Annotated in this window: 11 protein-coding genes; 3 read left to right on the top strand and 8 right to left on the bottom strand. The window is 70.0% G+C overall.

Translation table 11 applies throughout. The features are described from left to right. Positions 1–4 precede the first annotated feature (4 nt). The 4 genes from ACIGXX_RS29730 to ACIGXX_RS29715 are packed head-to-tail and all read right to left on the bottom strand — an operon-like array spanning position 5 to position 2984. The gene (locus tag ACIGXX_RS29730; RefSeq protein WP_351170226.1) at positions 5–1327 is read right to left on the bottom strand and encodes an NADH-quinone oxidoreductase subunit D; all 1323 of its coding nucleotides are present in this window, start codon (positions 1325–1327) and stop codon (positions 5–7) included. Beyond that, positions 1327–2052: an NADH-quinone oxidoreductase subunit C gene (locus ACIGXX_RS29725; RefSeq protein WP_351170224.1), complete on the bottom strand. Its 726-nt coding sequence runs from the start codon at positions 2050–2052 to the stop codon at positions 1327–1329. The genes ACIGXX_RS29730 and ACIGXX_RS29725 overlap by 1 nt, the downstream gene beginning before the upstream one ends. Further along, positions 2049–2603: an NADH-quinone oxidoreductase subunit B family protein gene (locus ACIGXX_RS29720; RefSeq protein ID WP_160506582.1), complete on the bottom strand. Its 555-nt coding sequence runs from the start codon at positions 2601–2603 to the stop codon at positions 2049–2051. The genes ACIGXX_RS29725 and ACIGXX_RS29720 overlap by 4 nt, the downstream gene beginning before the upstream one ends. Before the next feature lie 21 nt (positions 2604–2624). Further along, positions 2625–2984: an NADH-quinone oxidoreductase subunit A gene (locus ACIGXX_RS29715; protein ID WP_003992243.1), complete on the bottom strand. Its 360-nt coding sequence runs from the start codon at positions 2982–2984 to the stop codon at positions 2625–2627. A gap of 998 nt (positions 2985–3982) precedes the next feature. Between ACIGXX_RS29715 and ACIGXX_RS29710 the strand changes: the two genes are divergently transcribed. After that, the gene (locus ACIGXX_RS29710; protein WP_399980216.1) at positions 3983–4798 is read left to right on the top strand and encodes a C40 family peptidase; all 816 of its coding nucleotides are present in this window, start codon (positions 3983–3985) and stop codon (positions 4796–4798) included. A gap of 106 nt (positions 4799–4904) precedes the next feature. On the opposite strand, the gene ACIGXX_RS29705 is transcribed toward ACIGXX_RS29710, so the two are convergent. From ACIGXX_RS29705 to ACIGXX_RS29695, 3 genes are read right to left on the bottom strand one after another with little or no spacing between them, the layout of a single operon-like run. Next, positions 4905–5231, bottom strand: a complete 327-nt coding sequence (locus ACIGXX_RS29705; RefSeq protein ID WP_351170218.1) for a putative quinol monooxygenase — start codon at positions 5229–5231, stop codon at positions 4905–4907. Positions 5232–5279: 48 nt separating this feature from the next. Beyond that, positions 5280–6017, bottom strand: coding sequence for an IclR family transcriptional regulator C-terminal domain-containing protein (locus ACIGXX_RS29700; RefSeq protein WP_361469052.1), 738 nt, complete (start codon positions 6015–6017; stop codon positions 5280–5282). A gap of 7 nt (positions 6018–6024) precedes the next feature. After that, on the bottom strand, positions 6025–7314 hold the full coding sequence (locus tag ACIGXX_RS29695) for a geranylgeranyl reductase family protein (RefSeq protein ID WP_351170213.1): 1290 nt from the start codon (positions 7312–7314) through the stop codon (positions 6025–6027). 97 nt (positions 7315–7411) lie between these two features. On the opposite strand from ACIGXX_RS29695, the gene ACIGXX_RS29690 reads away from it, so the two are divergent. After that, positions 7412–7936 (top strand): GNAT family N-acetyltransferase, encoded by a 525-nt coding sequence (locus tag ACIGXX_RS29690; protein ID WP_351170211.1) that lies wholly within the window; start codon positions 7412–7414, stop codon positions 7934–7936. Positions 7937–7965: 29 nt separating this feature from the next. Next, on the top strand, positions 7966–8313 hold the full coding sequence (locus ACIGXX_RS29685) for a PASTA domain-containing protein (protein ID WP_383820321.1): 348 nt from the start codon (positions 7966–7968) through the stop codon (positions 8311–8313). A 41-nt stretch (positions 8314–8354) separates the two neighbouring features. On the opposite strand, the gene ACIGXX_RS29680 is transcribed toward ACIGXX_RS29685, so the two are convergent. Then, positions 8355–10658 carry a hypothetical protein gene (locus ACIGXX_RS29680; RefSeq protein WP_399980333.1) on the bottom strand — a complete coding sequence of 768 codons (2304 nt, stop codon included), beginning with the start codon at positions 10656–10658 and terminating at the stop codon, positions 8355–8357. Between the last annotated feature and the right edge of the window lie 193 nt (positions 10659–10851).

Genomic DNA, 10851 nt, shown 5'->3' with positions numbered 1-10851 from the left:
GTGGTCACCGGTCGACGCCTCCCATCACGGGGTCGATGGACGCGACGGCGACGATGACGTCGGCGACCTGGCCGCCCTCGCACATCGCCGCCATGGCCTGGAGGTTGGTGAAGGACGGGTCGCGGAAGTGGACCCGGTAGGGGCGGGTGCCGCCGTCGGAGACGACATGCACCCCGAGTTCGCCCTTGGGCGACTCGACCGCGGTGTACGCCTGCCCGGCCGGGACCCGGAAGCCCTCGGTCACCAGCTTGAAGTGGTGGATCAGGGCCTCCATGGAGGTGCCCATGATCTTCTTGATGTGATCGAGCGAGTTGCCGAGGCCGTCGGGGCCGAGCGCCAGCTGCGCGGGCCAGGCGATCTTCTTGTCGCCGACCATGACCGGACCCGGCTCCAGGCGGTCCAGGCACTGCTCGATGATGCGCAGCGACTGGCGCATCTCCTCCAGGCGGATCAGGAAGCGTCCGTAGGAGTCGCAGGTGTCGGCGGTCGGCACGTCGAACTCGTAGTTCTCGTAGCCGCAGTAGGGGTCCGACTTGCGCAGGTCGTGCGGCAGGCCCGCCGAGCGCAGGACGGGGCCCGTGGCGCCGAGGGCCATGCAGCCCGCGAGGTCGAGGTAGCCGACGTCCTGCATACGGGCCTTGAAGATGGGGTTCCCGGTGGCGAGCTTGTCGTACTCGGGAAGGTTCTTCTTCATCTTCTTCACGAACTCGCGCATCTGGTCCACTGCCCCCGGGGGCAGGTCCTGCGCGAGGCCGCCGGGCCGGATGTACGCGTGGTTCATGCGCAGGCCGGTGATCAGCTCGAAGATGTCGAGAACGAGTTCACGATCGCGGAAGCCGTAGATCATGATCGTCGTCGCGCCCAGCTCCATGCCGCCGGTGGCGATGCACACCAGGTGCGAGGAGAGCCGGTTGAGCTCCATCAGGAGCACGCGGATGATCGAGGCGCGGTCCGGGATCTGGTCCTCGATGCCCAGGAGCTTCTCGACCCCCAGGCAGTACGCCGTCTCGTTGAAGAACGGCGTCAGGTAGTCCATGCGCGTGACGAACGTCGTGCCCTGCGTCCACGTGCGGTACTCGAGGTTCTTCTCGATGCCCGTGTGCAGATACCCGATGCCGCAGCGGGCCTCGGAGACGGTCTCGCCCTCGATCTCCAGGATGAGCCGGAGCACACCATGGGTGGACGGGTGCTGCGGACCCATGTTGACGATGATGCGCTCGTCGTCGGACCGGGCCGCGGACTGGACGACCTCGTCCCAGTCGCCGCCGGTGACTGTATATACAGTCCCCTCGGTCGTCTCGCGCGCGGATGCATGTGACGTGCTCATCAGCTGTACGACCTCCGCTGGTCCGGAGCCGGGATCTGGGCGCCCTTGTACTCGACGGGGATGCCGCCGAGGGGGTAGTCCTTGCGCTGCGGGAAGCCCTGCCAGTCGTCCGGCATCATGATCCGCGTCAGCGCCGGGTGACCGTCGAAGATCAGGCCGAAGAAGTCGTACGTCTCGCGCTCGTGCCAGTCGTTCGTCGGGTAGACCGCGACCAGCGAGGGGACGTGCGGATCGGCGTCAGGGGCACTGACTTCGAGCCGGATCAGGCGGTTGTGGGTGATCGAGCGCAGGTGGTAGACGGCGTGCAGCTCGCGGCCCTTGTCCTCGAGGAAGTGCACCCCCGAGACGCCCGTGCAGAGCTCGAAGCGCAGGGCCGGGTCGTCGCGCAGGGTCTGCGCGACCCGGACGAGGTGCTCGCGCGCGATGTGGAAGGTGAGCTCGTCGCGGTCGACGACCGTCTTCTCGATCGCGTTCTCCGGAAGCAGCCCCTGCTCTTCCAGGGCCCCCTCCAGCTCGTCCGCGACTTCGTCGAACCAGCCGCCGTAGGGGCGCGCGGAGGCGCCCGGCAGGGTGACCGTCCGCACGAGCCCGCCGTAACCGGACGTGTCGCCGCCGTTGTTGGCGCCGAACATGCCCTTGCGTACGCCGATGACCTCGCCGGCCTCGTCGCGGGGGGCGGGAACTCCGTTCCCGTTCGCGTTCCCGTTCGGGTGCTCGTCGCTCACCGCAGCAGCCCCTTCATCTCGATGGTGGGGAGCGCCTTGAGGGCCGCCTCCTCCGCCTCGCGGGCCGCTTCCTCGGCGTTGACCCCGAGCTTGCCGCCCTGGATCTTCTGGTGGAGCTTGAGGATCGCGTCCATCAACATCTCGGGCCGCGGCGGACAGCCGGGCAAATAGATGTCAACAGGGACAATGTGGTCCACGCCCTGCACAATCGCGTAATTGTTGAACATCCCGCCCGACGAAGCGCAAACCCCCATGGAAATGACCCACTTGGGGTTGGGCATCTGGTCATAGACCTGCCGCAGGACCGGCGCCATCTTCTGGCTCACGCGCCCGGCCACGATCATCAGATCGGCCTGCCGCGGCGAACCGCGGAAGACCTCCATGCCGAAGCGAGCCAGGTCATAACGCCCGGCTCCCGTCGTCATCATCTCGATGGCGCAGCACGCGAGGCCGAAGGTCGCGGGGAAGACGGATGACTTGCGCACCCAGCCCGCGGCCTGTTCGACGGTGGTCAGCAGAAATCCGCTCGGCAGTTTCTCTTCGAGTCCCATTGCTCTTTGCCCCTCAGACCCTTAGTCCCATTCCAGGCCGCCACGCCGCCATACGTACGCGTACGCGACGAAGACGGTGAGCACGAAGAGCAGCATCTCCACGAGCCCGAAAATCCCCAGCGCGTCGAAGGTGACGGCCCAGGGGTAAAGGAAGACGATCTCGATGTCGAAGACGATGAAGAGCATCGCCGTCAGGTAGTACTTGATGGGGAATCGCCCACCACCGGCCGGAGTCGGCGTCGGCTCGATTCCGCACTCGTACGCCTCGAGCTTGGCGCGGTTGTACCGCTTTGGACCGATAAGCGTGGCCATGACCACGGAGAAGATCGCAAAGCCTGCCCCGAGGGCTCCCAGCACGAGGATGGGCGCATAGGCATTCACGCTCCTCGCTCCTCTCAGTCGGCACTGACTGTTGGCGGTTGCATTGGACTGCGGCCCGCGAAGATCGCGTACATGTGAAGCAGGTCACAAGCCCAACTGCCCCGCATCTTATGCCCGCCGGTCTGTGATCTGCGACACGGGGTGCGACAACGGCTTTGTGATCTCCACCACCTGACGAAGGATCATGAAGTCGGATGAGCGGTGATCTTCATACGCGAAGCGCCTGAGTGATCACCAGAGGTGACATCTCAGCGAGTTACCGCTGGTCGGGAGGGGGTCGCCCTATCAAGCGATGGCCGCCGCAAGCAAATTGGCGCTGGACGCGCTGGCTTGATAGTGGCGGCTCGTTCACACTTTGGCGGGAGAGGTGTGGATGAAGGCGGCCATGAACGCGTGCACCGATTCACGAGCGGCGGGCGCGCGGCTTCACAAGCGCCAGGCACTCCTCCGCACAAGCACCCGGCGCGCACCTTCACCAGCGGTCGGCTCCCACCTCTTCATGAGCGGTCGGCACGCACCCCTTCACGAGCGGTCGGTACGCGCCTTCGCGAGCGCCCGACATGTGCCCTTCGCGCCGCCTCGTCGTAGATCCACCGCGGATCCACCGCGGATCCACCGTCGATTCCCCGTCGATCCGTCACCGATCCCCCACGCCGGCGACACCGCCGACAACACCCCTGAATTCTTCGGGAGATCTCGGGAAGGTCTCGGCGGGACCTCAGGGAGATCCCCTAGGGCCACACCTGTGACCTGCGCCACACGAGTGATCGTGGCGGAGAAACCGGGGTTGGCCAACCGGCTCAACCGGTGGTAGTCCACGGGCAATTCGGGCGTATCGCAGAAAACCCATGATCACAGGCGTGATCGCCGTTGTCCGCATTGCCCGTTACGGCGTCAATAAGAAGTGACACGCCCGGGATTCGAGGCCGCCGGGGGCAACTGTGGCGCAGCCCACGTTTCTTGAAGGGAACCCTGACTCCCTGATAGCGGTTGTTCTCATGTCCCACACCGCTCACATACCCAGCCACCGGAAGCCCCGTCGTAGCGCCTCGAAGATGGCCCTGCGCGCCGGAGTTGCCGGTGGCGTCCTCAGCACCCTGGCAGTGGCCGCCGCCGGAACGGCGACCGCCGCCGAGCCGGTGACCGAGACCATCGAAATGCCCACGCTCACCGCGGATCTCTCCACGCAGATCGCGCAGTCCGCTGAAGCCACCCAGCAGACCGCCGACAGCTACCAGCTCCGTGCCGAGCAGGACGCGGCCGCCGTGAAGGCCGCCAAGCAGGCCAAGGAAGACCAGGCGCAGGCCGAGAAGAAGGCCGAGGCCAAGGCGAAGGCCGAGGCCGCCGCCAAGAAGAAGGCGGAAGAGGAGCGCGCGTCGCGTTCCGCCGAGCGCACGACGCTCAGCGCCGCCGGTTCAAGCTCCAGCGCCTCGACCGCCGAGGCGCCCGCCCCGGCCAGCGGCAGCGTCGGCTCGGTCATCGGCTTCCTCAAGGCCCAGCTCGGCGACGCGTACGTCATGGGTGCCTCCGGACCCAACGCGTGGGACTGCTCCAGCCTCGTCCAGGCCGCGTTCAAGCAGGCGGGCGTTGACCTTCCGCGCGTCTCGCAGGACCAGTCGGTCGCGGGCACCCCGGTCTCGCTCTCCAACGTCCAGGTGGGCGACATCCTTTACTGGGGTGGCGCGGGCTCCGCGTACCACGTGGGTGTGTACATCGGTAACGGTCAGTACCTCGACGCCGCCAACCCGAGCAAGGGCGTTGTCATCCAGGACCTGTCGGGCTACCCGGCCGACGGCGCCGTGCGCGTCCTCTGAGGGCCCTCACAGCTACGCAGAAGGGCCGGGAACCCCGTGGTGGGGTCCCCGGCCCTTCCGTGTGCTCGACGAGCCGTACGCCCCGGCCCGAGGGCCGCGCCCCCGGCTAGCCCTTCGGCGAGAGCTCGCCCATCTCGGACCAGCTGCTGCCCGGGATCTCGGTGTGGATGATCTCCGGGGTCGATGCGATCAACTCGGACATCGTCTCCATGGCGGCCTTGAAGTGGTCGGAACCGACGTGCGCGGCGCCGGCCTCCTGCGAGGCGAAGCCCTCCAGGAGCACGAACTGGTTCGGGTCGTCCACGCTGCGGGACCAGTCGTAGAAGAGGTTGCCCTCCTCCGCGCGCGTGGACCGGGTGAACTCGGCGGTCCGCTCCAGCCAGCTGTCGGCGTACTCGGGGCGGACGGTGAACTTGACGGCGATGAAAATCATGCGGCCAGCGTCCTGCCGACCGCCGCGCCGGGCAAGCCGGAGATGTCCCTATTCCGGCAGCGTCGGAAACCCGCGCCGCGCCGCCCGCGTGAGCACCCGCGCCAACTCCCGCTGCCGCCCGCGGTAGGCGGCGGTCGGCAGCGAGACCGACAGGGCCCGCGCACTGTCCGGCAGCGGCACGGCCACGCAGGTGAACGCCGGGTCCGTCTCCCCCACCGACACGGCGACGCCCGCCGCGCGCACCCGGCGCAGCTCGGCCTCGAAGCGGTCGGGGCTTGTGATCGTGTTCTCGGTGAGACGCGGCAGTCCGTGCGCGTCGAGATAGCGGCGTCTGGCCGCCCGGCTCAGCGAGGCGAGCAGCACCTTGCCGTGGGCGGTGGCGTGGGCGCCCTGGTCGAGGCCGACCTCGAAGGGGTCGGCCTCCCCCGGCGACGCGGTGCTGTCGACGACCGCGATCCGGCTGCCCCGCCGCGCGCTCAGATAGGCGTGGGCGCCGACAGCCCTTCGTACGCCCAACAGGAGCCCTCTGCTTGCCTCGTCGATCCCGGCGTGCCGCTGGAAGGAGCGGTAGAGGGCGGGCACGCGCGGCCCGAGCGCGTACCCGGCGCCCGTGCGCTCCACGTGTCCGCGCGCGGTGAGCGGCGCGAGCAGGTGGTAGACGGTCGACAGGGCGCAGCCGAGTTCACCGGCCAGCACCTTGGCGGGGACGGGGCCGGGGGCCCGGGCGATCGCCTCCAGGAGGTCGAGCGCCCGGTCCACCGACGCGGGACCGGGGTCCGCGCTCATGGGGTGCTCACGCCTTCGGGGCCACCTTGCTCAGACCGTTGATGATGCGGTCCATCGCGTCGCCGCCCGTCGGGTCGGTGAGGTTGGCCAGCATCTTCAGCGTGAAGCGCATCAGCATCGGGTGGGTCAGGCCGCGCTGGGTGGCGATCTTCATGACCTTCGGGTTGCCGATGAGCTTCACGAAGGCGCGGCCCAGCGTGTAGTAGCCGCCGTACGTGTCCTTGAGGACCTTCGGGTAGCGGTGCAGCGCCAACTCGCGCTGGGCGGGTGTCTGCCGGGCGTGCGCCTGGACGATGACGTCCGCCGCGATCTGCCCGGACTCCATGGCGTACGCGATGCCCTCGCCGTTGAAGGGGTTCACCATGCCGCCCGCGTCGCCGACCAGGAGCAGGCCCTTGGTGTAGTGCGGCTGGCGGTTGAACGCCATCGGCAGGGCGGCGCCGCGGATCGGCATCGTCATGTTGTCGGGGGTGTAGCCCCAGTCCTCGGGCATCGAGGCGCACCAGGCCTTCAACACCTCGCGCCAGTCCAGCTCCTTGTAGGCGGAGGACGAGTCGAGGATGCCGAGCCCGACGTTCGACGTGCCGTCGCCCATGCCGAAGATCCAGCCGTAGCCGGGAAGGAGCCGGTCCTCGGAGCCGCGCCGGTCCCACAGCTCCAGCCAGGACTCCAGGTAGTCGTCGTCGTGGCGGGGCGAGGTGAAGTACGTACGGACGGCGACGCCCATCGGGCGGTCGTCGCGGCGGTGCAGGCCCATCGCGAGGGAGAGCCGCGTCGAGTTGCCGTCGGCGGCGACCACCAGCGGGGCGTGGAAGGTGACCGGGGTCTTCTCCTCGCCGAGCTTGGCGTGCACGCCGGTGATGCGGCCCGTGCGGTCGTCGACGATCGGGGCGCCGACGTTGCAGCGCTGGTACAGCCGGGCGCCCGCCTTCTGGGCCTGGTTCGCGAGCTGCTCGTCGAAGTCGTCGCGCTTACGGACGAGGCCGTAGTTCGGGTAGGCGGCGAGTTCCGGCCAATCCAGTTGGAGGCGAACACCGCCCCCGATGATCCGCAGGCCCTTGTTCCGAAGCCAGCCCGCCTCCTCGGAGATGTCGATTCCCATGGAGACGAGCTGCTTGGTGGCGCGCGGGGTCAGGCCGTCGCCGCAGACCTTCTCCCTGGGGAACGCGGTCTTCTCCAGGAGGAGTACGTCGAGTCCGGCCTTCGCCAAGTAGTAGGCGGTCGTGGAACCGGCTGGCCCGGCCCCGACGACGATCACATCAGCGGTGTGTTCGGTGAGGGGCTGGGGCTGGGTCACGGCGGGTTCTCCCCAAGGCTCGAAATCTGTGTGCCGGAGGGCACGGGATATGGGCAGTCTATGCAGCGGTACTGATCAGCCAGCCGAAGGGCCACCCGTGACAAAGCAGGCACTGCCGACCAAGACCCTGCCCGCCGTACACCTGCGCGTGCCGACCCACGAGGACGCCTTCGTCTGGCACCGGCTCTTCGACGACCCGGAGGTCATGGAGTTCCACGGCGGCAGGTCGGCCGAGCTCTCCGTGTACGAGGAGCTGACCGCCCGGCAGCGCAGACACGACGCCGAACTCGGCTTCTGCCTCTGGACGTTGCTCGACGCCGACGGTGAGCCGATCGGCTTCACCGGAGCGCAGCCCTGGCCGCACGACTGGGGGCCCAAGGGCGAGATCGAGATCGGCTGGCGGCTCGGCCGCGCCGCCTGGGGCAAGGGGTACGCGACCGCCGCCGCGCAGGCCACCCTGGAGCGGGTGCGCGCGGCGGGCGTACGGGACGTGGTGGCGATGGTCGACGTCCGCAACGAACGGTCCGCCGCGGTGACCCGGCGGCTCGGCATGGAACTGGCCCAGACGCTGACGTCTCCGGTGTCGAAGCGGGAGGCCCATCGCTTCCGGCTCGCGCTGTAGCGGGTCTACCCTTCCGGTACCGCTGGGGGGTGACATCTGTGCCGAAGGCGCCCAGGACGGCCGAAGTGCGCGTGCCGCGGCTGATCGGTCTCATGGCCGTGGACGCGCGCGAGTCGGCGGCGAAGCACGGCCTGCTGCTCGCGGCGCCGGACCGCCCCGACTTCCATCTGGTGGTCCTCGACTTCGTGGTCCGGCAGTACCCGCCCCCCGACACGTGGATCCCCCGCGACGCCGTCGTCACCGTCTGGTTCGATCTCGGCCCCGACGAGGGCGAGGGCGGCGCGGGGGTGCGCGAGCCGCGCCGCCCGGGGCCTCCGGACGGCGGGCTGCGACAGGAACTGGACGAGCCGGGGAACGAGGTCGGCGCCGCGCTGTGACGCCGGGGGCGCCGGTGACGCCTGTAGCGCCGCCGGGTGCCTCAGCCGTTGAGCCGCCAGTGCTCCAGCGCGGTGCTGTGGGTCTTCTCGCCCTCCCCCGCGGGCCAGAAGTCCGCGCGCCAGGAGAGCTGAATGGCGTACTCGGTGCCGTTGTCCGCGACGTAACTCTGGTTCACCGCGTGGATCTCGCGGCCCGCCGTGTCGGTGAAGGTGTACTCCCAGATCGCGCCGCTGCGCCCCTGGAAGGTGTTCGGCTCCAGCCGGATGCGCTGGTAGTCCGACTTCTTCGGGTCCTTCTTGGCGTCCTTCTCGATGGTCGTGAAGTTCTCGTACGAGGTGTACGGGGCGTTCGGCACCACGCCGACGAGGAACTCCTCCCGGCCGGTCGACCCCGCGTACACGATCTGCCCCGGCCGGTCCTCGCCCTGCCGGCTCCAGCCGTCGGGCACGGCGAACTCGAAGCCGCTCACGTCAGAGACCAGGTCGTAGCCCGCGGGCAGTTCGGGGGCGGCGTCGTCCAGGGCGTCCGGGCTCTCGGTCGGCTCCTCGGTCGGCTCCTCCGTCGGGGTGAACGAGGGGGACGGTGACGGCGACGCGGTGGGGTCCTCGGTCCGGGTGACGGCGGGCTTGTCGTCCTTGCCCCCGGCGTTGTCGGCCTTGCCGTCCTCGTTGTTCTGCCAGAGCAGGACGCCGGCCGCGATACCGCTGCCGATGAGGAAGGCACCGGCGAGGGTGCCGACCCACACGGCGGTGCGGCGGGAGTTGGGGGTGGCCGGGCCCCGCTGGTGCAGCTGGAAGGCGTGGGGGTCGTAGGCGGCGGGGGCGTAGCCGGGGTTCGCGGCCGGGTCGTACGCGTGCTGGGGCGGCGCGGGGGCCGGGGGTGCGGGGAGCTGGGGCGCGGGGGTGGCGACTCCGGCCGTCGGTGCGTCCGCAAGGGCGACATCGGCGGCTGCGGCGCCGGGAGCCTCGGGCGCGCCCGAGGGACCGCCGACCGGCATCGGCGGCACCGGCGGGACCGGGACCGGGACGATGCCCGTGCGCTGCCCCGCCATCTGGAGCAGGTACGGCGCGAGGAACGCCGCGGCGAAGACCCAGAGCAGCCCGAACAGCAGCGCGTCCGGCACGCTCACGCCCGCGTCGAAGCTGCCGTTGCCCGAACCGCTCCCGCCTGCGCCGCCGCCGAACTCCGACGACGCGCTTCCGGTGGCGTCGACGCCGAACCCGCCGAACCCGGCGACGACCAGGAAGAGCCCGAAGAAGATCCCGGCTGCGAGGAGTTGTTCGCCCCGGTGCGCGGAGCGGCGTGCGGCGAGGATGCCGAGGGTCAGCGCGCACACGAGCCCGAGCGTCAACGCCCCCACGATCGCCCAGTCGTTGGTGACGTCGCCGAGCTCGGAGAGCCCGAAGGACTCGCTCTCGTAGCCGCCGCCGTACGCCGAACTGCTGCCCTCGACGGACGCCTTGAGCGGCGCTCCCCAGCCCAGGCCGAGCGCGGCGACGCCGAGGTTCGGCAGCACGAGCAGGGCGATGACCAGCGGGGACACATCGGCGTCGTCGAGGTCGGCGAGCCTTTCCAGGTCGTCGATCTGGGCGAGGCTGATGAACGCGACGACCGAGCAGAGCGCCAGCACGATCGCGAGCGCCCGCAGCGCGGTGCCGGTGGCGCGGAACGCCGCCTGCCAGCCGGGCCGTCGGGCCAGCCAGGGGGCCAGGTCGTCGCGGTGCAGCACACCGCAGGAGACGGCGAGTCCCAGGACGAGCGCACCGAGCGCGGCGAGCACCGGCGACGACGAGAGCTCGACGCCCTCGATCTCGGGCTGCGCGAAGAGGCTGAGCACGAGGGTGCCGACGGTCACCAACAGCGTGACGCGCACGGCCGCTTCGAGCCCGGCCGTGCCGCCGCCGTGGCCTCCGGTCCGCAGGAGGACGCGGCTGCGCAGGACGCGTACGCCGATGAAGAGGGCCCCGATCCACAGGGCGGTGGCGGTGAGCGGAATGAGGTGGAGCGTGGCGCTGCCGTCGAAGGCGACGTCCATGCTGGAACTCTCGCCGCCGAAGACGGAAGACTGCTGCCGCTCGCCGCCCGAGATCTCGAAGCCGCCGCCCACGGCCTGGAGCAGCAGCGCGAGCGCGATCCGCAGCCGCTCGCCGAACCCGACGACGTCACTCTCCTCGCCCTGCCCGTAGGACGGAACGGCCAGCGCGACGGCGGCGACGAGCACCAACCCAACGGGCCACAGCGCGGCTTGAGCGGCTCCGGCCCAGTCGCCCCGGAACGCCCGCCCGAAGAAGGCACCGAGGGGCGAGGGGGCCCCGGGGGCATGCGCGGGCGGAGGCGGTGACACGGGGACGGTGGGCACCACGACCGGGTGAAGTGGGGGCGCGGGAAGGGAAGTTGCGGTGTACCCGGGTCCCGCGGGCGTGTCTTCGGCCCCGCCTGCGGGAGCTTCCGCTTCAGGTTCCTCCTCGTCCGCAGCCTCGTCCGCAGCCGCAGCCGCAGCCGCAGCCGGAACCGGAGCGTCAGCCTCAGCCGACGCG

It is taken from the genome of Streptomyces sp. NPDC055243 (assembly GCF_044544025.1).
Taxonomy (GTDB): Bacteria; Actinomycetota; Actinomycetes; order Streptomycetales; family Streptomycetaceae; genus Streptomyces.
The sequence above is the reverse complement of the archived record's forward strand: the minus strand, read 5'-3'. Positions and strand labels throughout refer to the sequence as shown.

Excerpts from the sequence above, each read along its gene's own strand:
- ACIGXX_RS29730 (WP_351170226.1), bottom strand. The coding sequence starts at position 1,327 with ATGAGCACGTCACATGCATCCGCGCGCGAGACGACCGAGGGGACTGTA.
- ACIGXX_RS29720 (WP_160506582.1), bottom strand. The coding sequence starts at position 2,603 with ATGGGACTCGAAGAGAAACTGCCGAGCGGATTTCTGCTGACCACCGTC.
- ACIGXX_RS29705 (WP_351170218.1), bottom strand. The coding sequence starts at position 5,231 with ATGATTTTCATCGCCGTCAAGTTCACCGTCCGCCCCGAGTACGCCGAC.
- ACIGXX_RS29700 (WP_361469052.1), bottom strand. The coding sequence starts at position 6,017 with ATGAGCGCGGACCCCGGTCCCGCGTCGGTGGACCGGGCGCTCGACCTC.
- ACIGXX_RS29710 (WP_399980216.1), top strand. The coding sequence starts at position 3,983 with ATGTCCCACACCGCTCACATACCCAGCCACCGGAAGCCCCGTCGTAGC.